The sequence below is a fragment of the Haladaptatus rarus genome, from assembly GCF_054177585.1.
Genome location: NZ_JBPEHG010000016.1, coordinates 29,108 through 55,803, shown reverse-complemented (window position 1 = coordinate 55,803; position 26,696 = coordinate 29,108). Strand labels below are relative to the sequence as shown.

The 26,696-nt window shown below is 61.1% G+C and carries 20 protein-coding genes; 11 read left to right on the top strand and 9 right to left on the bottom strand.

Annotation, left to right across the window (positions count from 1 at the left end):
• Positions 1-58 precede the first annotated feature (58 nt).
• From ACR3FE_RS23085 to ACR3FE_RS23075, 3 genes are all read right to left on the bottom strand, one after another.
• The gene (locus ACR3FE_RS23085; RefSeq protein ID WP_458210153.1) at positions 59-1,954 is read right to left on the bottom strand and encodes an acetate--CoA ligase; all 1,896 of its coding nucleotides are present in this window, start codon (positions 1,952-1,954) and stop codon (positions 59-61) included.
• A gap of 37 nt (positions 1,955-1,991) precedes the next feature.
• Entirely contained in the window at positions 1,992-4,709 is a 2,718-nt protein-coding gene (locus ACR3FE_RS23080) for an acetate--CoA ligase family protein (protein ID WP_458210152.1), read from the bottom strand.
• Between the two features lie 125 nt (positions 4,710-4,834).
• Positions 4,835-5,419, bottom strand: coding sequence for a GNAT family N-acetyltransferase (locus ACR3FE_RS23075; protein WP_458210151.1), 585 nt, complete (start codon positions 5,417-5,419; stop codon positions 4,835-4,837).
• A gap of 222 nt (positions 5,420-5,641) precedes the next feature.
• Here ACR3FE_RS23075 and ACR3FE_RS23070 point away from each other — a divergent pair, with 222 nt between their 5' ends.
• The gene (locus ACR3FE_RS23070) at positions 5,642-6,619 is read left to right on the top strand and encodes an MBL fold metallo-hydrolase (RefSeq protein ID WP_458210150.1); all 978 of its coding nucleotides are present in this window, start codon (positions 5,642-5,644) and stop codon (positions 6,617-6,619) included.
• Between the two features lie 39 nt (positions 6,620-6,658).
• On the opposite strand, the gene ACR3FE_RS23065 is transcribed toward ACR3FE_RS23070, so the two are convergent.
• Entirely contained in the window at positions 6,659-7,462 is an 804-nt protein-coding gene (locus tag ACR3FE_RS23065; protein WP_458210148.1) for a TrmB family transcriptional regulator, read from the bottom strand.
• Between the two features lie 134 nt (positions 7,463-7,596).
• On the opposite strand from ACR3FE_RS23065, the gene ACR3FE_RS23060 reads away from it, so the two are divergent.
• From ACR3FE_RS23060 to ACR3FE_RS23045, 4 genes are all read left to right on the top strand, one after another.
• Positions 7,597-10,212, top strand: coding sequence for an efflux RND transporter permease subunit (locus ACR3FE_RS23060; RefSeq protein ID WP_458210147.1), 2,616 nt, complete (start codon positions 7,597-7,599; stop codon positions 10,210-10,212).
• A 92-nt stretch (positions 10,213-10,304) separates the two neighbouring features.
• Positions 10,305-11,927, top strand: a complete 1,623-nt coding sequence (locus ACR3FE_RS23055) for an AMP-binding protein (RefSeq protein WP_458210145.1) — start codon at positions 10,305-10,307, stop codon at positions 11,925-11,927.
• A 230-nt stretch (positions 11,928-12,157) separates the two neighbouring features.
• Positions 12,158-12,910: a hypothetical protein gene (locus tag ACR3FE_RS23050; RefSeq protein ID WP_458210143.1), complete on the top strand. Its 753-nt coding sequence runs from the start codon at positions 12,158-12,160 to the stop codon at positions 12,908-12,910.
• A 134-nt stretch (positions 12,911-13,044) separates the two neighbouring features.
• Positions 13,045-14,250, top strand: coding sequence for a GNAT family N-acetyltransferase (locus ACR3FE_RS23045; RefSeq protein WP_458210141.1), 1,206 nt, complete (start codon positions 13,045-13,047; stop codon positions 14,248-14,250).
• Between the two features lie 63 nt (positions 14,251-14,313).
• On the opposite strand, the gene ACR3FE_RS23040 is transcribed toward ACR3FE_RS23045, so the two are convergent.
• The 5 genes from ACR3FE_RS23040 to ACR3FE_RS23020 are packed head-to-tail and all read right to left on the bottom strand — an operon-like array spanning position 14,314 to position 19,708.
• Positions 14,314-15,690 (bottom strand): aminotransferase family protein, encoded by a 1,377-nt coding sequence (locus ACR3FE_RS23040; RefSeq protein WP_458210139.1) that lies wholly within the window; start codon positions 15,688-15,690, stop codon positions 14,314-14,316.
• Between the two features lies 1 nt (position 15,691).
• Entirely contained in the window at positions 15,692-16,642 is a 951-nt protein-coding gene (locus tag ACR3FE_RS23035) for a CoA-transferase subunit beta (RefSeq protein WP_458210137.1), read from the bottom strand.
• Complete coding sequence (locus tag ACR3FE_RS23030; protein WP_458210135.1) at positions 16,639-17,544, bottom strand: CoA transferase subunit A; 906 nt, start codon at positions 17,542-17,544, stop codon at positions 16,639-16,641. Before ACR3FE_RS23030 ends, ACR3FE_RS23035 begins: the two co-directional genes overlap by 4 nt.
• Before the next feature lie 3 nt (positions 17,545-17,547).
• Positions 17,548-18,420 (bottom strand): creatininase family protein, encoded by an 873-nt coding sequence (locus ACR3FE_RS23025; RefSeq protein WP_458210133.1) that lies wholly within the window; start codon positions 18,418-18,420, stop codon positions 17,548-17,550.
• Positions 18,410-19,708 carry an ArgE/DapE family deacylase gene (locus tag ACR3FE_RS23020; RefSeq protein WP_458210132.1) on the bottom strand — a complete coding sequence of 433 codons (1,299 nt, stop codon included), beginning with the start codon at positions 19,706-19,708 and terminating at the stop codon, positions 18,410-18,412. The genes ACR3FE_RS23025 and ACR3FE_RS23020 overlap by 11 nt, the downstream gene beginning before the upstream one ends.
• Before the next feature lie 163 nt (positions 19,709-19,871).
• On the opposite strand from ACR3FE_RS23020, the gene ACR3FE_RS23015 reads away from it, so the two are divergent.
• The 6 genes from ACR3FE_RS23015 to ACR3FE_RS22990 all read left to right on the top strand — a co-directional run bounded on the left by ACR3FE_RS23015 (position 19,872) and on the right by ACR3FE_RS22990 (position 26,682).
• Positions 19,872-21,059, top strand: a complete 1,188-nt coding sequence (locus ACR3FE_RS23015) for an ABC transporter substrate-binding protein (RefSeq protein WP_458210130.1) — start codon at positions 19,872-19,874, stop codon at positions 21,057-21,059.
• A 76-nt stretch (positions 21,060-21,135) separates the two neighbouring features.
• Positions 21,136-22,239: an ABC transporter ATP-binding protein gene (locus tag ACR3FE_RS23010; protein ID WP_458210129.1), complete on the top strand. Its 1,104-nt coding sequence runs from the start codon at positions 21,136-21,138 to the stop codon at positions 22,237-22,239.
• A complete protein-coding gene (locus ACR3FE_RS23005; RefSeq protein ID WP_458210127.1) occupies positions 22,236-23,444 on the top strand; it encodes a M24 family metallopeptidase in 1,209 nt (402 codons plus the stop codon). Before ACR3FE_RS23010 ends, ACR3FE_RS23005 begins: the two co-directional genes overlap by 4 nt.
• Before the next feature lie 60 nt (positions 23,445-23,504).
• Positions 23,505-24,455 (top strand): ABC transporter permease, encoded by a 951-nt coding sequence (locus tag ACR3FE_RS23000; RefSeq protein WP_458210125.1) that lies wholly within the window; start codon positions 23,505-23,507, stop codon positions 24,453-24,455.
• Positions 24,452-25,246: an ABC transporter permease gene (locus tag ACR3FE_RS22995; protein ID WP_458210124.1), complete on the top strand. Its 795-nt coding sequence runs from the start codon at positions 24,452-24,454 to the stop codon at positions 25,244-25,246. The genes ACR3FE_RS23000 and ACR3FE_RS22995 overlap by 4 nt, the downstream gene beginning before the upstream one ends.
• Positions 25,243-26,682 carry an amidase gene (locus ACR3FE_RS22990; protein WP_458210123.1) on the top strand — a complete coding sequence of 480 codons (1,440 nt, stop codon included), beginning with the start codon at positions 25,243-25,245 and terminating at the stop codon, positions 26,680-26,682. The genes ACR3FE_RS22995 and ACR3FE_RS22990 overlap by 4 nt, the downstream gene beginning before the upstream one ends.
• Positions 26,683-26,696 lie beyond the last annotated feature (14 nt).

The following is a 26,696-nucleotide window of genomic DNA, read 5'->3' as shown; positions in this document are numbered from 1 at the left end:
TATGTGTCTCGTTTTTCTGACCGGCCACAACATTTCGTTGCTCACCGGTAAAACGAAATTAGTCCGAATGGTTTGTCGTCAGCAGTTCACCGACAACTTCGGGATTTCTGAGTGCACTCGTGTCGTTTAGCTCTTCGTCGTTGGATACCGCCACCAGGATCCGACGTATTAGCTTGCCCGAATGGGTCTTTGGGAGTTCAGGCGTGAATACGACTTCCTGTGGTGTGGTGACGCCGACGATCGATTCGACGGCTTCGTTGACGCGTCGACGGAGGTCGTCATAGTTCACGTGGTTGCGACCGCAGCACGCATACACATGGATGGCTCGCCCCTGTGTTGGATGATTACCAACGACGACTACCGCTTCGGTGATACCCTCTACGTCTACGATGGTAGATTCTAACTCGAGCGTTGAGAAGCGCCGCCCACCGACATTGATGACGCCGTCTGTTCGTCCGAGAACGGTCACATAACCGTCCTCAGCTACACGGACACTGTCCTCGGGATAGTAGCGCCAATCGTCACTAGGGGTTGTCGCAGCACCCCTTCCGTCGGTCAGTAGCGACTGGGACATTGCAGGCCATGGCCGGGTGATGGTGAGATATCCATCTTCGTTCGGGTCAACGCGGTCGCCTGACTCGTTGACGACTTCGATCTCGATACCGGGTAATGGCGGCCCCACCGTGCCGGGTTTCATCTCGTCGACACCGGGCACCGTCGAGATGAGAATGGCTCCGGTCTCGGTCTGCCACCACGTGTCGACGATCGGACAATCACCGCGGCCGACGTGCTCGTAATACCATCGCCAGACACTCGGTTCGAGTGGCTCACCGACGGCTCCCAGCAGACGCACGCTAGAGAGGTCATGAGTTTTCGGCCCTTCCGTACCGCGCTTCATAAACGACCGGATTGCGGTTGGTGACGTATAGAAGACGTCTACAGCGTTGCGCTCGATCAGCCCCCACGGCTGTCTCTGATCGAGTGAGTCTACGGCTCCCTCGACCAGTAACGTAGTGGCTCCGAGCGCAAGCGGGCCATAAACGGCATACGAGTGCCCCGTAATCCAACTGGCATCAGCGGCACACCAGTGGGTGTCTGCTGGCGTGACGTCCAGGACGGTGCGGGTCGTCCATGCGACCTGTGCGAGGTAGCCACCGGTAGTGTGCTCGACCGCTTTCGGTTGACCGGTCGTCCCCGAAGTGTAGATGCGGAACAAGGTATCTCCAGCGTCGCGAACCACCGGTTCGACCTCCTGACCGGTGTGCGCGGCTAGCAGGTCATCGTAGCGGTAAGATTCGTCCCCAAGATGAGGTTCACTTCCGAGTCGGTTCACAACGACCGTTTGGAGGTCGGCCTCGATTTCCAGTCGGGCATTGTCGGCTTGATTTTTCAGATTCACGGCGTCGTTCTGTCGGTAGTAGCCGTCGCAGGTGACGAGAAGTTTCGATTCCGTGCGCTGCATCCGCGTCGCTAGCGAATCGGATGAGAAGCCAGCGTAGACGATGTTGTGGACAGCACCGATGCGAACACATGCTAACATCGCCACGAGAAGCTCCGGCACCATCGGGAGATAGAGCGTGACGATGTCGTCTTCTTCGACGCCGAGATCGCGCAGCGCGGCCGCGAACTCGTTGACCTCGCGGTGAAGGTCGAGGTAGGTGTAGATGTGACGCTCACCTCGTCGCCCCTCCCATATCAGGGCAAGTTGATTCTTCCGGTCATCGAGATGGCGATCCACACAGTTGTACGAAGCGTTGAGTTGACCACCAGAGAACCACGCCATCGGCTGCCCATCTTCGAAGACAGTATCGTACTGATCGTCCCACGAAAGGAGTTCCGCAGCCTCAGCCCACGCCTCGGGCCATTTCTGATCAAATCGCTCACGAGAATCCACGTCGACGTTTGCCTGCTCGGCGAACGCTTGGGGCGGCTCGATATTCTCACCGTCTGCCATTATCGTTTCTTGGTCGGACTGATTAAAAACGTTCGGCTCAGTCGAGGGATGATATAGTTCGGATGTGACCTCCCGTCGCATTTTCGTCGAGATGAGCGTGCAGGTCGAGTGCGATAACACCGTCCGGAGTTGCGATCAGCGGATTGATCTCGAGTTCGTCGATGGCGGGGAACTCCACCGCGAGCCACGAAAGTCTGACCAGTGCGTCTGCGAGTGCGTCCACATCGACCGGATCGCTTCCGCGAGCACCGTCGAATATCGAAGCGGCGTCGATGGAACGAACGAGGTCACGAGCGTCAGCGTGCGAAAGCGGTGCGAGTGCGTGGACGACGGCTTCGAGGTGCTCGACGAAGATGCCGCCGAGACCGAACGTGACGAGCGGCCCGAACCGTGGGTGCCGGGTGACACCAGCGAGACATTCGAGACCGTCCGGAATCATCGACTGGACGAGGACACCGCGAATCGTCGCGTCCGGAGCGTTCGCTCGAACGGTTTCGAGCAGGTCGTCGTAGGCTGCTCCCACCTCTTCGGTCGGGACGCCGACGCGAACGCCACCGACGTCGGTCTTGTGTGCGATATCTGGACTGGCGATTTTCAACACGACGCGCTCACCGAGGCGGTTGGCCACCGACACGGCTTCGTCTCTCGACCGGACGAACTCCTCGTCCGGCGTCGAGATGCCGTACGCTTCGAGGACACCCATTGCGTCGACACCGAGCGTCGAACGGCCATCCGTCACTGCTTGCATCAGTTCCGACTCGACACGTTCTCGGTCGGTTCGAATCGGTTTCGACGACTCGACTGGCCGCCGTCGACGCTTGGCATAGGTGACCATCGACGCGAGAGTTCGGGATGCTCGCTCAGCGTCGGAGTAGTTCGGAACCGACGCTTCGGCGAGCGCGTCACGAACTGACTGTTCGAGTGGCCCACCCGAAAAACACGTCACTACCGGCGTGCCGTGTCGCCGCCCGGCGTCACCGATCGCGGCTGCGAGTTCGGACTGCGAGACGAGCGGGTGGGGAGTCGAGACGACGATTGCAGCATCGACGCCCCGGTCGGCGAGAACCACATCCAACGCTTCGGCGAATCGCTCGACGTCGGCGTCACCGAGAACGTCGACCGGATTCGACGCGGTTGCGGTACCGGGGAGTCGTTCGCGTAGTCGGTGCTCCGTTTCCGGGGAGAGATCGGCTAGTGAGAGACCAGCATCGGCGACCGCGTCCGCGGCGAGCACACCTGGGCCTCCAGCATTCGTCACGACGGCGATGCGATCTCCTGGGGGCAAGGGTTGACGTTCGAGCGCGCGCGTGAGGTCGTACAGTTCTTGCTGTGAGCGGACGCGAACCACTCCAGCAGAATCGAATGCGGCGTCGAACCCCGAGTCGTCGCCGACGAGCGCACCGGTGTGCGAGGCTGCTGCCTGCGCGCCGGCGTCGCTGCGCCCCGACTTCAGTGCGACGACGGGAGTCGACCGCGTCACCTCCCGTGCGGTCTCGACGAATGCACGTCCGTCGGCGACGTCTTCGAGGTAGGTGAGGACGACGTCGGTTTTCGGATCGGCACCCCAATGACGGAGGAGAGTCGCTTCGTCGATACCAGCCCCATTGCCGAGCGAAACGACATCTCGGACGCCGACACCCTGGGCTTCGGCCCAGTCGAGGATCGCCGTCACCATCGCACCGGAGTGACTCAGGATGGAGACGCCACCGGTATCGGGCAAGCTGGGAGCGAAGCTCGCGTTGAGTCCAGCGCGGGTACTCAGAATGCCGAGCGAGTTCGGCCCGACGACCTTCAGTCCGTACTCGCCGATGAGCTCGCGAAGTGCCCGTTCACGTTCGACACCATCCGCGTCACCCTCGCCGAACCCGGCAGAGAGAACCGCTACTGCATCGATCCCTGCGATACCCGCCTCCTCGACGACATCGAGTGCAGCAGCTGCCGGGAGGACGACGACCGCGAGATCGACGGCATCGCTGTCTACCTGTGAGAGCGAAGGTGCAGCCGAGATTCCCAAGACTTCGTCCCGAGTGGGGGTCACAGGCACCACGTCGCCGTCGAACGTCTCGATGAGGTTCTCTAGGACGATGCGACCGATCGCCCCCTCTCGGTCGGTCGCACCCACGACGGCGACCGCTTCGGGATCGACGACTGCCGAGATGTCCGGTGGCGCCTGAACGTCGGCACGACTGTCGGGCGACCGGGTCGTTCGCACGGCAGCATCGGAATCGAGATCGACAGTCAGGGAAGATCCACCAAAAACCGGGTCCATCGATTCACCGACATCTATCCTCTCCCCGAATCTCGTCGGATCGCTGAGCTCTGCCTCCACATCGAATTCCGCCGCCTCACCGAGTTCCGCCGCGAGCCGAGAGAGGGACGCTTCCGGCCCGTGGACGGTCAGCGTCACTTCGTTACGGTCGACAGCGTGGGCGATCAGGTGACGACCGAGTTCCGTCCCGACCACTGGTTCGGTGTCGTGAGACAGTTCTATCGTCCCCGTATCGGTTGCGTGTTCGTAACTTGCGTATCCGGCGACGCCACCGCCGTCGTCGATGGCGACGAGCGTCTGATCGGTCGATGGGGGAACCGTCTTCAGCTCCAGTCGTTCGTTCGTCGCCTCGATGGCGTCTTCGAGTGAGTAGATGGTGTAGCTCGAACCGTCGGGTGCGACGTACCGAGGACATCGCGGTGGACAGTGGGGCGTTCCCTCGCAATCGTCGGGTCGCCAGAATGAACAGGTGTAATCGGATTCCATGGAATTTATTGGTTGGAAGTTTCAGTGCTGGCGGTAAGGCCCTACCCACGAACATGTTCCGATGACCGACCGGTGGCAGGGGTCGTTTACTTGGTCGGCTGAAATGGCGACCGACGTAAACTGTGTCATGGTCGGATCGCGGGGGCGAGACTCACCTGCTCGACGACTGGATCTTCGAAGGAGAGAACCATCTCTAATTCCATCGCGTGTCGCTTGACGACTTCGAAGCCGAGTGCCCGGTAGATGGCGACCGCTGGCTCGTTCTTTCCGTCGACGTCGAGTTTCAGCCCATCGTGCCCGGCGGCCCCAGCGTGGGCAACCGCGTGTTTGGTCAACTCGGTGCCGAGACCGCGTCCGTGGTAATCCTGATGGACGTACACGACGAATTCGGGGACGTCGCCGTCGTTGGGTGCATACCCCGCGTGCCCGACGATGCGTTCGTCGTCCCAGGCGACGAGATTCGTACCACGTTCGTGCAGTCGTTCGAGCCACACGACGATTTCCTTCTCCTCCTTCGGTGGGAGGCCGAGCGAACGGTACTGTGGGTCGAATTCGAGATACATCGATACGAGCGCGTCCAAATCCTCGCCCAGAGGGAGGATGAGGTATGGCGTCCCGTACTTGCCCACGAATCGAGGACATCGCGGTGGACAGTGGGGGGTTCCTTCACAACCGTCGTTTCGCCAGAAACCACATGCATTTGACCCCATCTTCGATCACGAAGGATACTACGCCACACTGTCCTATCGGTATATGCCCGAACATAGACGGGACTTAAATACTCGGCGTCGGACAGTAGACGTGACTCGAAGGGGTATGGTGGGAGAAACGGTGGAACGTCGTATTCTATGATAGGCGTCGACCGAGATTTCCGTGAGACGAACGTATACAATCGACGGACGATTTACAGCTAGATACCTACTGGAAACCACATGCACGTCCATCGAATCTCACTCGACAACACCGAATTCGAAGGTAACAACAATGCGTATCTGCTCGGTGACACCGACCCCATCCTGATCGATCCGGGGGTTGCGACCGATACCACCCGCGAGCAACTCGCCGCTGGCCTCGCCGACCACGATGTCACGTTCCAGGATATAGACCGCATCTTCCTCACTCACTGGCACGCCGACCACGCTGGTCTCGCTGGCGAACTCCAGGAGGTGAGTGGGGCGGAGGTGTACGTCCACGAGGCTGACGCCTCGCTGGTTGCCCAGGGTGCTGCTGGTTGGCAGCCCCAGATCGAGCGACACGACCCGCTGTACGAGACGTGGGGGATGCCCGAGACCAAACGAGACGAACTCCACACGTTCTTCGAGATGCACAGGCATGTTCGCGGCAAACAGGTCGACGTGGCCCCCGTTACGGGCGGTGACACGTTCTCCGTCGGAGATGCGACAGGAACCGTCGAACATCTTCCGGGGCATACTGTGGGACAGGCTGGTCTCGAATTCGAGGTGGGGAATCGTCGCATCCTGTACGGTGGCGACGTGCTCCTCCCGAAGTACACGCCGAACATCGGCGGGGCGGACGTTCGCGTAGAGACACCGCTTGCCACCTACCTCGACACGCTCCAGACGGTTGTGGATCGGGCGTACGACCGGGTCTACCCCGGACATCGTGACCCGATCCAGACACCGGCAGCCCGAGCTACGGAGATCATCGACCATCACCGGGACCGCGCGGAACGCGTCCTCAGAGTCGTTCAGGAGAGGCAACCGGTGGACGCCTGGACGGTGAGTGCCGAACTGTTCGGTGCGCTGGAGGGGATTCACGTCCTCCACGGGCCGGGTGAAGCGTCCGCTCATCTGATTCATCTGGCACGAGTTGGCGTTCTGAAGAAGACAGAGGCCGGATACGTCGCTACTAAGGACGCTGAGGACAAGATAGCCGAGTCACTGCTCTGAGGCAGCTCGCTGCTCACCCCGCAAAGAACCATCTCGATTTCAAATCCGTTCGTCGCTCTCTTCCTGACTCGCATCGACGGGATATTCGTCGAGGCCGGACTGCATCCCGGCGTGGATGAATCGCGCGAGGATGTGACCGATGCTGGTGTCGGCGGTCCAGAGCGCGACTTCCTCGAACGGTTCCGGGTGGTCGTCCTCCGTCGGAACCGAGAGAAGCACCGTCGCATCATCGACGAGCAGCGTCCGGCCAGCGAACCCGCCGTGATGTGTATCGGGGACGACCATCACGCGAACCACGTCGTTCTCGAATCGTTCCTGGACTGTTAGGTCGCGGGTCGCGACCATCACGAGGACGCCCGCGGCGGCGCGGTCACGAAGCACGGCTGCGATGTCGTCGGTCAGCAACTCGTTGGTCGCCCCGACGAACACGACCTGTTCGGTGGCAGCCGCGATGAGGTCGACCATTCGCTCGTGAATCGGCTGATGGCCGCGAAGCATCGATATCGTTCCTTCGTCGGCGATTTTGTCTTGCTCACCTTCGATAGCTTCGAGATTCTCGAACGCTCGCTCCTGCTCGCGTTCGATGCGCGCGGCCAGCTGTTCACGGGCAGCCGAGAGGCTCACGGGGCGGAAGGCCTTCGGCGCGGACTCGACGACCTCGAGCAGCCCACGGCTGGCGAGGGCATCGGCAGCGCCGTACACCTGTGACCGCGGAACGTCCGACACCTGACTCACGTCCTGTGCCGTTCCGGTTCCGAGCTGTTGGAGCGCGACGAACACTTGGGCTTCGTAGCTCGACAGTCCGAGTTCCTGCAACGCTTCGACCGCTTCGTGTGCGCTCATCTCCTGTCTTCCTCTCTGCTCTTGGTGAGTAAGATACTTCCTGTCTCGACGACCGAGCGTATCCGGGCGATCGATATTTTGTAGTAGAAATCTACAAACACTTATATTTGCTCCGAACACTGGTAGCTAGCAATATGACTTCCGGACTTGTATCGAGGTATGCAAGCGCCCTGATGCGGTATAGTCGTCCTGTCCTTCTCGTATTACTCCTGGCGACCGTTCTCGTCGGAAGTGGCGCGGGCAATATCGAGTCTGGACTGACCATCGCCAGTTTCGGCAGCGATTCGACCGAAGCCCAGAAACTCACGTACGTCCAGGAGAATTTCTCGACTGAACAGGAGAACACCACCGCGATGCAGGTGGTCGTCCGTGGCGATAACGTCCTCTCGAAGGCGTCCCTGTTGGAGACGCTGCGATTCCAGCGAGCACTTCACGAGAACGAGACGGTCAACGCGACGCTCGCCGAGGAGCAGGCAACCGTCGGTCTCGCCAACCAGATCGCTATCGCGGCGATTCATCAGGAGGCTTCCAAGGGCAACGGGCGATCCCAAAGCACCGCCGAAAACGCAAGTGCGGGTGACGGACAGGCGGGTTCACCGCAGCGCCTGCCGACGCTCGACGAGCAGATTGCACAACTGGAGTCGATGTCTCCCGCCGAAGTCGAATCGGTGACCGCGACGGTGCTCGATCCTGAGCGCGCTCAGTCTGGCCCTGTCGATCCCTACACGTTACTGACGACGGACTACGAAGCCGGAAGCACGACTGCGGAGGCACGTGTGCTATTCGTCTTCCAGCACGTCGAGGAAGATGACGAACTTCCACAGGAGGTCATCGACGCACAACTCGCTACCCGTGAGATCGCCACACAGGAGGTGAGCGACGATACGTTCGTGTTCGGCGCGGGAATCGTCGACGAGGAATCCGGACAGGCCACTGGTGAGAGCTTCGCGCTCATCTCACCTATCGCGTTAGCGTTCATCCTGCTCGTGCTCGTCATCGCGTACCGTGACCTCTTCGACGTCGCATTGGCGGTCGGCGGCGTCGTGCTCGTGCTCGTCTGGATGGGCGGATTCATGGGGTGGGCTGGTATCGGGGTGACGCAGATCATCATCGCTGTCCCATTCCTGCTCATCGGGCTGTCCATCGACTACGCACTTCACGTCGTGATGCGCTATCGAGAAGCCAGAGTGGAGGATTCGGATCGGACACCACGCGAGGGGATGCGCGTCGGACTCGCTGGCGTGACGGTCGCGCTCGCGGCGACGACGTTCACGACTGCCGTCGGCTTCCTGTCGAACACGGTCAGTCCGATCGACTCCATCGCTGAGTTCGGCCTCGTCAGTGCCGCTGGCATCGTCTCCGCGTTCATCGTATTCGCCGCGCTGCTCCCCACAGTCAAGGTCGAACTCGAAGCGCTGCTCGAAAGATTCGGTTTCGACCGGCGAAAGCGCGCGTTCGGAACCAGCGGGGTCGCGAACAGGCTCGTCGGCGTCGGAACCGCGGGCGCTCGGCGAATCCCGGTCGCCATCGTTGTCTTCGCACTGCTCGTGAGCGCCAGCGGCGGATACGCCGCAACGAATATCGACACCTCGCTCAATCAGGAAGACTTCCTGCCACGCGAATCGCCCGAATGGATGGACTCGCTCCCCGAACCGTTCGCCCCCAGCGACTACTCGCTCCGTGAGAACGTCATCTACCTCAACGACAACTTCGTGCAGTCTCGTGACCGTTCGACGGTGGAGATTCTGGTCGAAGGTCCCGTGACGAACCCATGGACGCTGGAGCGACTTGCGGCAGGCAACGATCAGATCGGAGACAGTGAAACAGCCGTCTCGCTCGCAAACGGCGAGCCAAGCGTCCAGAGTCCCCTGTCGGTTATCGAACGGACGGCTGCGACCAACGAAACCGTTGCAACCGTGGTCGAACGCAACGACGCCGACGGAAATGGTATCCCCGAACAGAACCTACAGGCCGTTTACGATGCGGTTTACGCTGCCGCTCCCGACCGAGCAGCAGCCGTCTTCTACCGTTCCGATGGTGAGTACCAGGCACTCCGAGTGAGCGTCGCCATCAGGGGTGGCTCCGACACGAGCCTCGTAACTCGCGAGATGCGGACTGTCGCCGAAACCATCGAGAACGACTCCCCACTGGAAGCGACAGCGACCGGTCAGCCCATCATCTCGGAGATCGTTCAGAAAGACCTGCTGAAGACGCTCGTCGAGACGTTCCTCATCACGCTTGGCGTCATCCTCGCGTTCCTCACCGGTATCTTCTACCGACGGTATGGCACGCTCTCGCTCGGTGCCGTGACGATGGTTCCGGTCGTGTTCGCGCTGTCGTGGATCCTCGGCACGATGTACCTCCTCTCGATACCGTTCAACAGCGAGACGGCCATCATCGCCAGCATCGCCATCGGCATCGGTGTCGATTACGCCATCCACATCAGCGAACGCTTCGTCGAGGAACGTCAGCGAACTGGTAGCGCACTCAGGGCGCTCGATGCCACCGTCGCTGGCACTGGCGGAGCGTTACTGGCGAGCGCCGTCAGCACTGCTGGCGGTTTCGGCGTCCTGCTGTTTGCGCTGGTTCCGTCACTACAGCGATTCGGGCTCGTCACCAGCACTGCCATCGTCTACGCGTTCGTCGCAAGTGTCGTCGTCCTCCCGAGCCTCCTCGTGCTCTGGGAGCGGTACCTGATGGAGGAAACACTCGCTACCGACAGCGACACGGAACTTTCCACCACCGACTGATAGCGTGCAGTTCACTGGATTCCTTTTCGTCTCCACCGAACGACGGGCTGGCAGAGCTAAGCATTTATCCAATCTTGGTGGCAAGAGCCGGTATGCACGACGCCACCACGTCTTTCACGCTCCCGGCCTTGTTCGAGAGGGCGCTCCGGAAGTACGCAGATAGAACTGCCGTCGTGGAGCCGAGGCCGGAACGCGTTTCAGGCCGAGCGAGCAGACATCTTTCCTACGCCGACCTCGACGCTCGGTCGACTGCACTAGCCAATGCACTCGTCGAGTCAGGCGTCGAACCCGAGGACAGGGTGGCGGTGTTGCTCGAAAATCGGATGGAATACGTCGTGGTCGATCTCGCTATCGTGAAGGCGGGGGCTGCTCGGCTCCCACTCAATCCGATGCTGTCACACGAAGAGGTCCATCACATCCAGACCGATTCGGGAGCTGAAACGGTGGTGTGCGACGCCGAAAACGCCGAGACGGTCGCGACGGTGGTCGACTCCCTGTCGGAATCGCCGGAGATAGTACTCGTCGGCGGTACCGACGGTGATGCTCCGACGTACTCCGCCGAATTCCGCCGGTACGACCGACTGATCGCAGAGAGCGACGAGACTGCTCCAGCGGTCGATGTCTCGCCGAACGACGTGGCCGGCCACTTCTACACTGGAGGGACGACCGGCGAACCGAAGGGCGTGCTGTACTCGCAGGGTGGCCTCGCCGTGAACCTCTACGCACATCTGGCAGAACTCGGCTTCGACGGGGACGACACCGGATTGCTCGTCACGCCACTCTCACACTCCGGCGGGACGTTCCTCTGGGCGAACCTGCTCGCTGGCGCGACCACGGTCGTTCAACGGGAGTACGACGTGGAGCGAACGCTCGCCGCCATCGAGAACCGTGACGTGACGTGGACGTTCATGGTGCCGACGATGGTGTATCGCCTCCTCGACCACGGGGTTGGCGACTACGACCTGTCGTCGCTCGATCGGGTCATCTACGGTGCCGCACCGATGCGCCCCGACCGACTACGCGAGGGGATCGACGTGTTGGGGCCGGTGTTCGTCCAGTTCTACGGCCAGACCGAGGTACCGAATCTCATCACCACGATGGGTCGCCACGAACACGCCGTGGCTATCGAAGATGGCCACGAAGAGCGCCTCCAGTCGGCAGGCCAGCCCTGTCTGCTGACCGATATCCGCATCGTCGATCCCACAACCGGCGAGAACGTACCCCAGGGCGAACCGGGGGAGATCGTGGTTTCGGCTCCCTACGCATTCGAAGGCTACCACGAGCAGCAGGCCGAAACGGCGCGAACGCTGCGTGATGGGTGGGTGTACACCGGTGACATCGGTCGTATCGACGAGGACGGATTCCTGTACCTGCTCGACCGCAAGCAAGACGTGATAATCTCGGGCGGGATGAACGTCTACAGCAAAGAGGTAGAGGACGTGCTCGGCGACCATCCAGCGGTTCAGGACGTGGTCGTGTTCGGCGTCCCCGACGATGACTGGGGGGAGTCGGTGTACGCCGTAGTCGTCGCAAATGACGTCGATTCCCTCACCGAGCGGAAGCTCGTCGACCACGTCGGCGAACGCCTCGCGGCCTACAAGAAACCGAAGACGGTCGAGTTCGCCACCGACCTCCCGATGACGACGGTCGGCAAACTCGACAAGAAAGCGGCCCGCCAACGCTTCTGGACGGACGACGATCGGAACGTCAGCTAACAAGGGAGGTGATATTCGGCAAGAACACGAAGACCCAAGGTACTCATCACCGACCGTTGCATTCTGCCGAATGAGGTAGCTTCACCGTGATTCACCATGTCAGTGACTAGTTTATAACAAATTATAATTAATGTAGTTTATTATCTTTGACGTGGTAACTAGAAGTTGGTTCTACTCATATAGCAGCGAACGAAACCGACGCTGGTATCTCGGAGAATCGAGTGATATCCATGGTTACAGAATCCATGTCCGCCAAACAGGCGGGCTTCATACCTACGGAACGGATGCACCAGACGGGCATTGCAGCTATTATTGGTGGCATCTTGATCGTCTCGTTCACCCTCCTTAGCATCGCGCTCGGTATCGAGGAAAACACGAGAGCCGAGGCCACGATTAGCTTACTCTACGCACTTGGATCACTGTTAGTTCTTGCTGGCCTCTACGGCATTCACCAGATGGTAAAGTCTGAGTTCAGCCACATCGCTACCGGGATTGCCGGGGTTCTTGCAATCGGATTAATCGGTATTGCCATCGGTCTCACGACCAATTTCGTGTTTCCCACCGTCAGAAATGAGATGTACGGGTCATCTCTTCCCATATTCTTCGATGCTACTATTGGTGGAATAATTTGGTTCTTGAGCCTGCTCGTGACTAGTCTTGCAGCTACGGCGTACGGCCTCATCCTGTTGCGCACCCCCACCGTCTCGCGCGTTGGAGCTGTCCTATTGGTATCGACGATCGCGCCCCTGTTGGTCATCATCGTGATGGCCATCATGTATGAATTCGTACTGTACGTGCCTGCTCACGTCGGATCCGAGGTGCTCCTCCTCTTCGGTGGTGTTGACACCCCTACACCATACAGTGTTTCCTCGGGGTCAGAATGGTTCTCCCCATTTGGTCTCGCATGGATCTTCCTCGGAAATGAGCTTCGAACTCGCACAGATACTGGAACTGAATCACCGGTGCACACCGGAGAACGGTGATCGAGCGATGGGTCTAAGCGAAGAATACTGCATCGCAGTCGAAGCACGGTCAGAAGCGTGGACAAGTCAGACCTGTCCGAACTGTTGTTCGATCGAGGAAGAAGTCATTTGTTGGTATCCTTCGTGAACCAATCATGGCCGAGTACCGCGAAATATTGGACGACGAAGAGGAGGCCTACCAGGACATCGTCAACTACGCGTTTCGTCTCTACGAGGGGCCACTCGGTTCGGACGCGGACGAACACCTCTACCCGTCCTTCGGCGAACGACGCGGGCTGTTCGTCGACGACGACCTTCGGTGCGTTTGCCGCCACTACTTCCTCGACACGAAGATTCGAGGTGGCTGGCACCAGATGGGTGGATTGACCGTCGTCGCCTCGCCACCGGAACACCGTCATCAGGGCTACGTCAGCGAACTCACGATCGAATCGCTCGAAGAGTATCGGTCGCGCGATGTCTACATCTCCGCACTGTGGCCGTTCAGCTACGATTTCTACCGCTATTTCGGCTGGGGGATGGCAAACAAATTCGCCTACTACGAGTGTCCGCCTCGCGCGCTCTCCGCGGATGTGGCGACCGGTTCGTTCCGTCGTCTCTCACCGGATGAGTACCGCGACCTCGACCCGATTCTCGAAGCGCACGGCGAACAGTACGAACTCTCGATGAGACGGCCCGAAGGGTGGTGGGCCGGGCGAACCTTCGCCCGCCACGGCAGCGACCGCTACGTCTATGGATGGGAACGTGACGACGAGTTACGGGGCTATCTCGCGTATTCCGTCGAGGCGGTCGAGCAGGTGGACGACAGAGACCACGGCGAGACGCAGTTGCAGGTTCACGATTGGGCGTGGGTCGACCAGGAGGCGTTCGTGAACCTCCTTCGATTCCTGTTCAACCACGACTCACAGGTCGATTCGGTTCGTCTATACGGCCCCGCAGACCTGCACCTTTTCGACGTGGTCTCGGACCCCGAATCGGTCGATTGTCACGTCCACCCTGGGGCGATGTTCCGCCTCGTGGATGTTCCCGAAGCCATCGAGATGCTCGACTACCCGACGACTACCGACGGGAGGTGCGTGCTCGCCGTCTCGGACGAACACGCGGACTGGAACGACGAAACCTTCGCCGTCACTGTCGAGAACGGTACTGCGACGTGTGTTCCGACGGACGAGCAACCGGACATCCAACTCCCCGTCGCGCGCCTCTCGCAGCTGTACGTCGGTGCTCGATCCATCGACGACCTCGAACGAACGAACCAGGTAACCGTCTCGAATCCGGAAGCCATCGACGTACTTGACGAGCTATTTCCGGAGTCTGATGTCTTCTTGCGGGAGTACTTTTAGACCCATTCGCCAGCAACGTGTGAAACTAGGCCGTCGCTTCCAGGTGGAGCAAGCCGAGGGAGTTTACAGGGAAAGCTCGGATTCGACGGTGGCGAACGTCTCGTGCATCCGGTCGACGATCTCGTCCGCGGTCGCCTCGTCGATCGTGAGCGGTGGCGTAATCAGGGTGTGGTCGCCGTGCTTGCCGTCGACGTGGGTGCCGCTCGGATAGGTGATGATACCGTTGTCGAGTCCCGTCTCGAACAGCAGGTCCTGGAACTCTGCTCCTGTCTCGTCTAGCGGTTCCTTCGTCTCGCGGTTCTTGACGAACTCGACGCCGATCATCAGTCCCTTCCCGCGAACGTCGCCGACCATGTCGTAATCGTAGAATTCGTGACACCGCTCCAGCAGGTGCTCGCCGACCCGTCGAGCGTTGGCCACGAGGTCGTGGTCTTGCATGTACTGCAGTACCGCCTTCCCGATGGCTGCCGAGGTGGGATTGAAACAGTACGTGTGACCGTGCTGGAAGCCGTCCTCGACGCCCTCGAACACCTCCACGACGTTCTCGTGGGGCATCGTCCCGCCGACCGGGGTGTAGCCACCGCTCATCCCTTTCGCTCCTGTGATGATGTCGGGAGTCACGTCCCAGTGTTCGATGGCGAAGTTCTCGCCGGTTCGACCGAATCCGGCCATCACCTCGTCCACGATGAAGAGCACGTTGTACTCGTCGCATATCTCGCGGATCCGTTCGAAGTAGCCGTCGTGGGGGAACGCTCCCGCGTTGGCCGCACCCGTGACCGGTTCCGCGATGAACGCCGCGACCGACTCGGGGCCTTCGTCCTGAATCAGGCGTTCGACCGCATCGGCACACTCGATTCCACACTCGCGGCCACCCGCACCGCCGCAGAACTCACAGCGGTATGGCGACGCACTGGGTGCCTTCGGGAAATTGTGGAACAGGGGTTCCATCTTGTCCTTGCGCGCAGGGAACCCGGATAGCGCCATCGCACCAGCGGTGTTGCCGTGATAGCTCCGCCGACGGGAGATGACCTTGTACTTTCGCTCGTCGCCACGTTCGAAGTGATACTGGCGAGCCATCTTGACCGCGCTCTCGTTGGCCTCCGACCCGCTCCCGACCAGCCACGTGTGCTCGAACCCGTCGGGTGTGAAGTCCGCGATCTTCGCGGTGTACTCCATCGCGGGTTCGTTAGCGAACAGCATACTGGAGGTGTACTCCAGCGTCTCTATCTGTTCTTTTGCGGCCTCCGCGATCTCCTCGTGACCGTGACCGATATTGACGTTCTGATTGCCCGAGATGGCGTCTATGTAGCGGTTGCCATCCGCATCCCAGACGTGGTGGCCCTCGCCGCGGACGATCGTCAGATACTCCTTCTGGAACACTCGCGGGAACATCCCGCCCAGTTCGGTCCCCGGTGTCAGCGTTCGATCTCGTTCAGTCATGCTAGTTGCCTCGTTTCTCTAACTCCATCAGTTGTTTCCAGTGTGATTCGACTTCGTCGGTCCATTCCTCGAATCCGATGTCGTAGATGCGGTCGGTTCCTCGCAACACGATGTCGGTGGGGTCGATGGCTCGGAGCATCGCCACCTCGCCACGAGTCGGTACGCGGGTCGTCGCTACGTCGTTCGCAACGTCGAGATCCCACTGCACCTCGGCTTCTACTTCCTCGACCGAGACACCGGGGTGGGTTGCCGTCAACACCATCCTCTTGCTCTCATCGTCGAACCGAAACACCGCCATGTCGGTGATGACCGCTTTGGGACCGCCGCCTTCGAGACCGAGTTCCTCGCGTGCGCCGGGGCCATCGAGATAGCCCGGCGCGGTCACGTAGTCGAGTTCGGTGGTGAACGCGCGGCGCTGTTGACGCATCATGACCACGGTACGCCCGCAGGAGGTCATGATGTCGTTGCTCCCGCCCGACCCCGGAAGCCGAACCTTCGGGTGGTCGTAGCTGGTGTTCTCGTCGGTCACGACTGTCGAGTTCGTGTTCCCATACTTGTCTATCTGCCCCGCGCCGATGATGCCGATGTCGAAGAGGCCGCGCTGGTTATCCACGAAGATCTGGAACTGGTTGGTAGCGACCAGCGACCCGGAACCGAGGATGCTGTCTGAGATGGACTGGACGACGCCCGGCGGCCGCGACCCGACGTAGCCCGATTCGGTGACGAGTTGGCAGTTGGGTGCGCGGGTGTGTTTCGCCAACACGCCCGAGATGAGTGACATCCCGACGCCGATGAACGCGGTCTCACCGTCTCCGATCTCGTGTGCGGCGGTCACCGCGAGGAGTTCGGTCAGCGAGTAGTCGTCGGCCGGTTCGTGCGGATTCGAAATATCGAGGGGATACTCGACGTTCGCCTCCGCGAGTGCAGTCGGTTCGGATTGCATCTCGCTCATCGGTTCTTGCCTCCGTTGATCGTGTCTTCCATCGCCTCCAGTTTCGCCAGTCTGTCCGCGCCAATCTTCTCCAGGTACTCGTCGTGTGGGACGATCCACTCGTCGAGCCAATCGAGAAACGCCTCACGGTCTTGCGAATCGAGACCGTATTCTCGGTAGAACGGGAGGTCGGCGTAGTAGTGGCCGTAGCAGTGCCACGGGTGGCAGCCGAAGGGCACCTCGACCACGGCGTCGACCGTATAGAACGGAATCTTCGTGAGTTCGGGCGCGTGCTCTATCTCCTCGGTCGGGACGATCTCCTCGCAGGTGATGATCGTGTGCTCGGCCGCACGGGCTTTGAAGTGGTCGTTGACGACGTTACCGTAGATCTGGCTGTTGCCGTGCTTGTCCGCTTTCTGGACGTGGATGACGGCAACGTCCGGCTTCGCGGCGGGTATCAATGCGAGGTCGTCGCCGGAGCCGAAGGGGTCTTCGATGACCTCGATGTCGTCGTTCTTCGCGGCGATATCGGTGCCGAGCATCGACCGGGTCGGAACGAACGGAACGTCCATCGCGCCAGCGAGGAACATCAGCGACGACCCGAAGTTCGACACGTCTTGCATCGAAAGATGGTGGGGAACGTCGTTCTCGACCGCGTTACGGATGTTGTGGCCCTGCGATATGAGGCTCGTACCCACCCACGACCCGACGTATTCGTCGACGCATCCCGCGCCGACCATCATGTCGAACAGGGTCGTCCGGGCGTCGTCGACGACCCGCAGGCCGGTCTTCTCCTGTCGAATGATCTCACGGGCAGCGGCCTCCGGGTCGCGGCCACCCATCCCGCCGAACGCGATACTCGCGCCGTCGGGGACGTACTCTGAAATGGCTGCTTCGAGACTCGTGGTTTTGTTTGTCGTCATCTGTCACCTCGGTCGGAAGGGGTCGTATTCGTCTGGCGTAACGTCACGGCTGTGGTGGTCGTCGACTGGTCGAATCGGGTGGTCAGCGAACTCGTCGAGTACGGAGTGGAGTCCGGCGACGGCCGCGGCGAGGAACTGTTCGCCTTTCTCGGCCGTCGCGGCGGTGGCGTCGCCCATCACGCCGGTCTCCGAAATCTGGCTCCACCACTCCATCATGGTGACCGGCGTGGAGTCCTCGGGACGTGACTCGCCGGCCAGATCGAGTGAGTTGAAGTGGGTACTTTCGGGATATCCGACGTCGGAAACTGCGTCGGTCAGGTCGACGCGGTCGGGATAGAGGTACATGTAGATGGAGGTCTCCATCTCGCCAGCGTGGGCAGACCCCTGTGGGCCAGCGTCACGCATCTCTCGTGCGACCTCGCGTACCTCATCGATCTGCCACCACGAGAGCATCGCGCAGTGAATCTCTGGATACTGGAGGATCACCTGTCGGGTGACCAGTTCGAGGAGGTGGTGGTTCGAGCCGTGCCCGTTCACGAGCAGTATCTTCTCGAATCCGTGGTGGGCGAGCGAGACGCAGATGTCGATGCAGTAATCGACGAACGTTCTCCAGCCGATGGTCACCCCACCGGGGAAATCCATGTGATGAGGGAGGTAGCCGTGGTCGATGGTCGGGAAGAGCAACACGCCGTCGCGGTCGTCGGCGGTCGGCTCGCAGATGCCTTCCACGATGCGCCGGTCGACGTCGAGCGGGAGGTGTGGGCCGTGGTCTTCTGTCGCGCCGACCGGTACCAGCACCGTCTTTCCAGCTTCGGCGGCGTCGTCGATCTGCGACCAGGTCAATCGGTCGTATCGTGTCGCTGCCTCAGCGCTCATCTGTCACCTCGTAGCCACACCATCGCATCGCTATCAGTGCGAGCGCCTCCGTGAGCTGGTGCAGTTCCTCGACGGGGAGGTACTCGTCGGTACCGTGGATGTTGTACGCACCGGGGCCGAAACACAGCGCGGGTGTGTCGGCTTCGTTGACGAAAAAGCGGGTGTCGATGCCGCCGGGGAATCCCTTCATGGCGACGTCGCGCTCGTAGGTCTCGTCGACGACTTCAGCGACGGTCTGTGCGATGTCCTCGTCCGGCGATATCTTCGCGGAACTACCGCGCCAGCCGAACCACTCGACGGTCGGCGGGTGTTCTTCGAGCCACTGGTCGCCTGCTGCTGCATCGCGCACGGTCTCTTCGACGACGGCTCGAACCTCTTCGCGGGACTCTGCGGGCGCGTGAGAGATGCGAGCTTCGAGGATGGCTTCGTCGGGGACGCTCGATGCCCACTCGCCAGCGTGGAGCGTTCCGAGGTTCAGCGAGACGGTGTGTTCGTGCCACTGCTCGAATAGCTCGTCGTGAACCGTCGTCTTCCGCTCGTCGTGGAGGGCCGAGAGCGCCTGGTAGATGGGAATCAGCTTGCTGATGGCGTTGACGCCGTTGTCGGTTTCCGCGGCGTGTGCCCCTTTCCCCTCTACGGTGACGCGAAAGTACGACACCCCGTCGTTGGCGATCCAGCAGTCGAAGTCGGTCGGCTCGGGGATGACGACGGCGTCAGTTTTCGGTCCCGCGAGCGCAGTGGCGAGGCTCCCACCGAAGCCTCCTGCTTCCTCTTCGACGACCGACTCGACGACCAGATCACCCCGTAATCGAATGCCAGCCTCTTCGAGCGCCTTGACGGCGAACGCCATCGCTGCGACGCCGCCTTTCATATCGGACGCACCCCGACCGAGGAGATCGCCGTCGTCGACACGCCCGGCGAAGGGGTCGAACGACCACTGATCTTCGTCACCTGCTGGAACCACGTCGACGTGGCCGTTGAATCGGAGCGACCGCCCGTCTCCGGTTCCCGGAAGCACACCGACGACGTTCGGGCGGTCTTCGTACGATTGCCCCTCGTCGGCATATTCGGCATGGTCACGGATTCCTTCGACGTCCGACGCTCGGAGCAGGTCGACATCGAGACCGAACGTATCTAGTTTCTCGCGTACGAGCGACTGCGCTTCACCCTCCGCGCCCTGCACGCTCTCGATTCGGACGAGCTCACCCGCAAATTCCTCGATATCGTCCGAAATCGTGTCGATAGCAGCCTCGACCCGGTTTCTGGATTCCTTTTCGATACGGTTCATGATCGCGCTCTCGTCGGTTGGTGGGTTGCTCTTTCCATGGGTGCTCGGTGGCGAATTATATTACAATGTTAAGCTACATTCTGTATTCGTTGCTATCGTTGCTTCACGCTCAGTCTATAATTACCAAACTTTATTATACTTGCGCTTCTTGCTACCTATGTACATGACTCGGAACCGGTCGGATGTGGCGGATGAACACACGTCTAGTTCCCGAAAATCGGGCGCTAGCGGAGTGCTACAGGACAGACGGCGCGTTTTGCAGACCATCGCTGGCGGGTCGGCGTTGGGTCTGGCGGGATGTCTTGGCAGTCTCACCGGCGGCGGTGGCTCCAAGAACAACTCGGGTAACGGCGACCTCGCCGATTCGCTCGTCGTTCAGATGAGCGGTGGTCACTACCTCGACTCGTACAAGAAGAAGGTGTTCAGCAAGTTCGAAGACGAGTACGGCGTCGACGTGAAGTTCAACCTGGTGAGCGACCAGTTCGACGGCTATTCGAAGATCAAGACCGGGCAGTCGGATGCTGACATCACCATCGCGTCAGCGTCGACCCTCTACATGGGGTCGAAAGAGAAGGTCTGGCTCCCGCTCGAAAAGAGCGATCTGGAGAACTTCGATAAGCTCCTCGACGTCTTCAAGAACCCGATCTACGACCCCGGCGAGAAACTCCACGCGATGCCCACCGTCTACGGCACCGTCGGGATGGCGTACAACAAGAAAGAGCTCGGCAAACAGGACTCGTGGGAGGCGTGCTGGGAAACGGCTCACAAGGATCGCGTGACGATGGAAGGATTCGGATTCGTTCGCGTGTTCACCACGGCACTGAAGCTCGGGATGGATCCGAACGACATCAAGGTCGACGGCTCCTACGACAAGGGCATCAAGAAGATCTGGGACTCCGTCCGGAAACAGAAGCCTCTCGTGACGAAGTACTGGACCAGCGGCGACGAACACGTCCGATTGTTCTCGCAAAAGCAGGCGCTCATCGGAGAAGCCTGGGGAGGACGCATCTACGGCGCGGTTCAGGACGGGTACGACTTCCTCGACTACGTGGTGCCCAAAGAGGGTGCGTACGGCTGGTCGGACAACTGGGTGGTCGTCGACGGCGTCAGCGACAAGAAAAAGAAGACGGCACTCACCTTCATGAACTTCCTCTCGAAGGACGACGTGCTTCTGCCGCTCTGTGAGATGCTTGGTTACCCGCCAGCGACGAGCGCCACGTCGAAGGGCGTCAAGAATCTGTACGACTACGACCCGTCCGGTGGCGAACGCCTGACGTTCCTCGACCCAGCGTACAAGGACAAACACAACGATAAGTGGTCGCAGACGTGGGAGTCCATCCAATCTGGATGATCCGCACGTCCGAACGATTCGACACGCTGATGGCCGGTAGCTACCACGATCAACCAGAACTGCGGAATGGTACCATATGACATTTCTCGAAATCAACAACTTACGAAAGAAGTTCGGGGAGACGGTCGCCGTCGATGGCATATCGTTCGATGTCGAAGAGGGCGAGTTCGTCACCGTCGTCGGGCCGTCCGGGTGCGGGAAGACGACGACGTTGCACACGCTCGCTGGATTGCAGACACCGACATCCGGGACGATCCGCCTGCGTGGCGACGATCTGACGGAACTACCCCCTTACGAGCGTGACATCGGTGTCGTGTTTCAAGACTACGCGTTGTTCCCCCACAAGACCGTCGCCGAGAACATCGCCTTCGGGTTGAAGATGCGCGGCGCGAGCGAATCGACGCGGGAGGCGAAAGTCGACGAGATGCTGGAGATGATCAATCTCGAAGGGTACGATGAGGTGTACCCCCACGAATGCAGTGGTGGCGAGCAACAGCGCGTGGCCCTCGCTCGGGCACTGGCGTTCGACCCGGATCTCGTGTTGATGGACGAACCCCTCTCGAACCTGGACAAGAAACTCAGGCAGTCGATGCGGACGGAACTCAAGCGAATCCAGCGTGAGACGGGAGTGACGACCATCTACGTCACCCACAACCAGACCGAGGCGCTCTCGATGGGCGACCACATCGCCGTGATGAACAACGGGCTGCTCGAACAGTTCAGCACGCCGAAAGACGCGTACCAGCGACCACAATCGCCGTTCGTCGCGGACTTCCTCGGACAGTCGACCCGACTCGATGGGACGCTCCAGCAGAACGGCGACGGCCCAGCCGTCCGCCTCGACGATGGTACCTCGATCGCGGTCGAACAGGAGGACGGGTTCACCGAGGGTCAGGACGTCGCGCTGTTCGTCCGCAACGAATTGGTCGACGTCTCCCAGACTCGACTCGACGGCGAGAACGCCTTCGAAGGCACGGTTCGTGACGTCGACTATCAGGGCCGGGACGTGCTGTACAACGTGGAGGTACCCGAACTCGGAACCACGATGCTGGTCAGCGGGACGAGCGAACGGGGCGAGATGACGATCTTCGACATCGGAACCACGGTCTGGGTCCGGTTCCACCCCGCAGATGTCGTCTACACGGGTCAAACCAGTGAGGCGATACCGAGGACGGCATGACCGTTCGACCGGACGAGGTCGGTGACTCGTCAGTTCGAGACCGGGAGCGACAGGAGTACGTCCGTGTACTCGAGGAGGTCGTTCGAGAGAACCTCACGAAGGTACAACGGCTGATGGCCGACGAATCCCTCGACGCCCTCGTGCTCGCCCGCTCGGACAACGTTCGATATCTCACCGGCTACGGGCCGTACGACAGTTTCTCGCTGTCGATGGAACACGGTGCGGTCGTTCCACGGCAGGGTGAACCGACCTTCCTCGCCGCACCCCGCCTCGCACCCGACATTCGCGACCGGCACTGGCTGTCCGACGTCGAATCGTTCGACGTGCGCGGTGAGCCTGCCGAGACAGTAGCTGACGTTCTCGACGACCGCGGTCTCACGGGCGGTCGCGTGGGTCTCGACCCCCACACCGAGTACCGATTTGCGACTCGCCTGGACGAACACCTGTCGGGAACCGAACTGACCGATGCGGGTGACATGCTCTGGCAAGCTCGCGCGACGAAGTCGCCGAAAGAACTCGCCATCATCGACGAAGGGCTGGAGATCGCCGAACTCGGCATCGAAGCGGGTATCGAGGCCGTCGAGGTCGGCGTTCGGGAGTGTGAGGTGTCCGGAACCATCATGGACGCGATCATCTCCGCAGGCGGTGCGGGTGCGTACGCGTTGCCCGCCATCGTGAGTTCCGGCGTCCGGTGGTCGCGCTGCCAGGAGTACCCCTCACGCAAACGCATCCGGCGCGGCGAGTTCGTGCAACTCGACGAAGGTCCGATGTGGAAGGGCTACTACAGCGAACTCGCTCGGATGCTGTTCGTCGGAACGCCGACGGACGAGCAGCGCGACATGTACCAGGCAACCTACGAGGCCCACCGTGCAGCGATCGACGCGATGGAACCCGGCGTGACCGGGGCCGAGGTGTACGAAGCCGCCAAAGCGGTGTTCGATGCCTACGGCTACGCCGAGTGGTTGACCGACGGCAACATCGGCCACGGCATCGGCGTCGTGACCCACGAACCACCGTACATCGGCCCGGCGGGGCCGAAGGGTGAGACGGTCACGCTCGAACCCGACATGGTCGTGATGATAGAGCCTGGTTTCTTCTGTCCCGGCGTCGCCGGCGTTCGTTTCGAGGACATGGTGTGCATCACGGAGACTGGCTGCGAAGTACTGTCGAGAACCGACCACCCACACCACGACAAATTCACGTGATACTATGCGAGTAACCGACCAGACGACCGACCGACGAATCGCTCACTACGAGGTGAACCGATGAGCGGCAGTGCAGTCCCCTTCTCGCGGATGAAAGACGGCGTCGAGGATGCTGTCGGCCGCTTTTCGTGGCTCCGCCGCCGACTGATGGAGAGTCGGCGGTTCCGATTTTTCGTATCGCCGGGGCTCGGATTGCTCTGGACGCTCCTGTTTCTTTTCTTGCCACTCACCATCATCGTGGCGTTCAGCTTCTTCAAATCGGGTGAGGCTGGCAGTATCATCGCCGAGTTCACGCTCGTGCAGTACCAACGATTCCTCGACGAATCCGTCTGGCGGGGGATTATCGTCGATTCGTTCTTGATCGGTGTCGTGACGACGCTGATCGTCCTCCCGGTCGGGTACACGCTGGGCTACTTCCTCGGACGGACGAAGAGCAAGTGGCGAGTCGTCCTGCTCGGACTCGTCGTCGTCCAGTTCTGGGTACCGCTCGTCATCCGTACCTACGCCTGGATCACGCTGCTCGGCCGTACCGGCGTCGTCAACCAGTTCCTCACGGGCGTCGGAATCGTCTCCGAGCCGGTGAAGATACTGTACACCACGCAGGGGATGATGATCGGTCTCGTGGTGTCTATCCTCCCGTTCATGGTGTTGCCGGTGTATTCGGCGGTCAACACCATCGACGAGGAGGTCATCCAGGCCGCGAAAACGCTCGGTGCGAGCGACGCCCGCGCCTTCTGGGAAGTGACGCTGCCGCTATCGTGGCCCGGTGTCGTCTCCGGCATCCTCTTTACGTTCATCTTGTCGGCGGGGGCGTACATCGCGCCAACGTTGCTCGGTGGCACGAGTGACCGGATGATCGCGCCTGTCATCGCGACCGTGTTCACGCAGGACTTCAACTGGCCGTTCGCGGCCGCGCTTTCGATCGTCTACTTCCTGCTCATCGGGGCGTTCCTGTACGTGTTCACGCGGAAAGCCGACCTCGAAGAAGCACTGGAGGGAACGGCACTATGAAACGGAAGTGGAACTGGCGCGCCGTCAAGGGTGTCTCGCTGCTCGTCTACCTGAGTATGCTCATCCCGCTCGCGGTGGTCGTGATAAACTCGTTCAATGACCGCCGCATCGCAGGGTTCCCGCCGAAGGAACTCAGCTTGCGCTGGTACTTCGCGTTCGCTCAGGACGAACTGTTCATGAACGCGATCGCCTCTAGCGTGAAGGTCGGCATCGTCACGGCGCTTCTGACTGGCCTCATCGGGACGGTCACCGCGATGGGATTCGTCCGGAAACGCTTCCCGTTGAAGAACTCGCTGGTCATCGCGCTTCTCGCTCCGATGTTGGTGCCGCCGGTGATCATCGGCGTCGCTTCGACCATCTTCTTCACGAAGGTGGGCTGGGAGCGGAGCATCTGGTGGATCATCGTGATGCACACACTCATCGCGCTCCCCTACTCGTTCCTCATCGTCCGAAGTCGGCTGTTCCTGTTCGACGATACGCTGGAGGACGCCGCCCAGACGCTCGGTGCCGACCGCCTCACCACCTTCCGCGAGGTGACGTTCCCCATCGTGTCGCCCGCCATCATCACCGCGATGGTGCTCGCGTTCGTCATCTCGTTCGGTGAGTTCACCGCGACCCAGTTCTGGGTCACTCGGCAGACGCGAACCGTCCCGGTGATCATCTACTCGATGGTGCGGACGCTCATCACGCCGAAGGTGAACGTGCTGGCGACGCTCGTGCTGATCGTGACCGTCGCGATACCGCTCGTCGGACTCCTCGTCCGCCGCCAGCTCAACCTCCATCGAGCATGACCCCGTTCGACTCGGCTGCCAGTTTGGCGGCCGCCATCCGACGCGGTGAGCGCTCACCGGTCGACGTCGTCAAGACGTACCTCCAGCGCATCCGCGAGCGAAACGACGTGACGAACGCGTACGTCACAGTTTGCGGAGACATGGCGCGGGAGGCGGCCCGCGAGGCAGAACGCGCAGTGGAGACAGGCGAGGATCTCGGCCCACTCCACGGTGTGCCGGTTGCGATAAAGGATCTCTACGCCTACAAGCGAGGCGTTCCGAACACCTACGGTTCTGCGATGTTCGCCGAATACGTTCCAGAGAAGGATGCGCTCGTCGTCGAACGACTCGAAGACGCTGGTGCGATCGTCCTCGGCAAGACCAACACGCCGGAGTTCGGTCACAAGGGCGTTACCGACAACGCCCTGTTCGGCCCAACTGGCACACCGTTCGCACCCGCCCGCACCGCTGGCGGATCTTCGGGCGGCAGCGCCGCAGCGGTGGCCGATGGACTGGCTCCGTTCGCGCAAGGGTCGGACGGCGGCGGGTCGATCCGCATCCCCGCCGCATTCTGTGGCGTCTACGGCCTCAAACCGTCGTTCGGTCGCGTCCCCTACGAGGGCCGACCGGACGCGTTCTCGGCGCACACCCCGTTCGCGTTGGCTGGCCCGATCACTCGCACCGTCGAGGACGCCGCGCTCATGCTCGACGTGCTCGCTGGCCCGCATCCTCGGGACCCGATGAGCGTTCCGGACGACGGTACAGACTTCAGTGCGGCTGTAGGACGGTCCGTCGAGGGCCTCTCGGTCGCGTACAGCCCTGACCTCGATATCTTCGCCGTAGACGACCGCGTCTCGCGAGTCGTCGGCGATGCCGTCGAGCGATTCTCGGACGCTGGCGCGACCGTCGAGCAGACAGACATCGACTTCGGATACACTCGGCAAGAACTCGTCGACCACTGGTTGACCGTCTCGCGCGTGAAGTACGCCGCGATGGCCGAGAATCTTCGCGACGAGGGCGTCGACCTGCTCGACCACCGAGAGGAGGTCGCAGACGTGATCGTGGAACTCCTCGAAGCGGGTTCCGATGTCGGTGGCGTGGAGTACAAGCGCACCGATGTCCCAAGGACGAGCGTCTTCGACGCGATACAAGATGTGTTCGAGGAGTTCGACCTGCTCGTCACGCCCACCGTCGCCGTCCCGCCGTTCGATCACGGTCAGATTGGGCCGTCGGAGATCGACGGAGAGAAAGTGAACTCACTGCTTGGCTGGTATCTCACGTGGCCGTTCAACCTGACAGGCCATCCGGCGGCGTCCGTGCCAGCAGGGTCGGTCGAGGGACTTCCGGTCGGGATGCAGGTGGTCGGTAGACGGTTCGCCGACGACACCGTACTCGCCGCGAGTGCGACATTCGAGCAACTCGAACCGTGGGCAGATCGGTACCCAGGACGGGAGTGATCCGTTCGAAACCG

What these genes read in the sequence shown, in the direction of transcription:
- ACR3FE_RS23065 (WP_458210148.1), bottom strand. Translation starts at nt 7,462, where the DNA reads ATGAGCGCACACGAAGCGGTCGAAGCGTTGCAGGAACTCGGACTGTCG.
- ACR3FE_RS23025 (WP_458210133.1), bottom strand. Translation starts at nt 18,420, where the DNA reads ATGAGCGCTGAGGCAGCGACACGATACGACCGATTGACCTGGTCGCAG.
- ACR3FE_RS23080 (WP_458210152.1), bottom strand. Translation starts at nt 4,709, where the DNA reads ATGGAATCCGATTACACCTGTTCATTCTGGCGACCCGACGATTGCGAG.
- ACR3FE_RS23035 (WP_458210137.1), bottom strand. Translation starts at nt 16,642, where the DNA reads ATGAGCGAGATGCAATCCGAACCGACTGCACTCGCGGAGGCGAACGTC.
- ACR3FE_RS23040 (WP_458210139.1), bottom strand. Translation starts at nt 15,690, where the DNA reads ATGACTGAACGAGATCGAACGCTGACACCGGGGACCGAACTGGGCGGG.
- ACR3FE_RS23015 (WP_458210130.1), top strand. Translation starts at nt 19,872, where the DNA reads ATGACTCGGAACCGGTCGGATGTGGCGGATGAACACACGTCTAGTTCC.
- ACR3FE_RS23055 (WP_458210145.1), top strand. Translation starts at nt 10,305, where the DNA reads ATGCACGACGCCACCACGTCTTTCACGCTCCCGGCCTTGTTCGAGAGG.
- ACR3FE_RS23050 (WP_458210143.1), top strand. Translation starts at nt 12,158, where the DNA reads ATGGTTACAGAATCCATGTCCGCCAAACAGGCGGGCTTCATACCTACG.
- ACR3FE_RS23085 (WP_458210153.1), bottom strand. Translation starts at nt 1,954, where the DNA reads ATGGCAGACGGTGAGAATATCGAGCCGCCCCAAGCGTTCGCCGAGCAG.
- ACR3FE_RS23045 (WP_458210141.1), top strand. Translation starts at nt 13,045, where the DNA reads ATGGCCGAGTACCGCGAAATATTGGACGACGAAGAGGAGGCCTACCAG.
- ACR3FE_RS23030 (WP_458210135.1), bottom strand. Translation starts at nt 17,544, where the DNA reads ATGACGACAAACAAAACCACGAGTCTCGAAGCAGCCATTTCAGAGTAC.
- ACR3FE_RS22995 (WP_458210124.1), top strand. Translation starts at nt 24,452, where the DNA reads ATGAAACGGAAGTGGAACTGGCGCGCCGTCAAGGGTGTCTCGCTGCTC.
- ACR3FE_RS23000 (WP_458210125.1), top strand. Translation starts at nt 23,505, where the DNA reads ATGAGCGGCAGTGCAGTCCCCTTCTCGCGGATGAAAGACGGCGTCGAG.
- ACR3FE_RS22990 (WP_458210123.1), top strand. Translation starts at nt 25,243, where the DNA reads ATGACCCCGTTCGACTCGGCTGCCAGTTTGGCGGCCGCCATCCGACGC.
- ACR3FE_RS23070 (WP_458210150.1), top strand. Translation starts at nt 5,642, where the DNA reads ATGCACGTCCATCGAATCTCACTCGACAACACCGAATTCGAAGGTAAC.
- ACR3FE_RS23020 (WP_458210132.1), bottom strand. Translation starts at nt 19,708, where the DNA reads ATGAACCGTATCGAAAAGGAATCCAGAAACCGGGTCGAGGCTGCTATC.
- ACR3FE_RS23060 (WP_458210147.1), top strand. Translation starts at nt 7,597, where the DNA reads ATGACTTCCGGACTTGTATCGAGGTATGCAAGCGCCCTGATGCGGTAT.
- ACR3FE_RS23005 (WP_458210127.1), top strand. Translation starts at nt 22,236, where the DNA reads ATGACCGTTCGACCGGACGAGGTCGGTGACTCGTCAGTTCGAGACCGG.
- ACR3FE_RS23075 (WP_458210151.1), bottom strand. Translation starts at nt 5,419, where the DNA reads ATGGGGTCAAATGCATGTGGTTTCTGGCGAAACGACGGTTGTGAAGGA.
- ACR3FE_RS23010 (WP_458210129.1), top strand. Translation starts at nt 21,136, where the DNA reads ATGACATTTCTCGAAATCAACAACTTACGAAAGAAGTTCGGGGAGACG.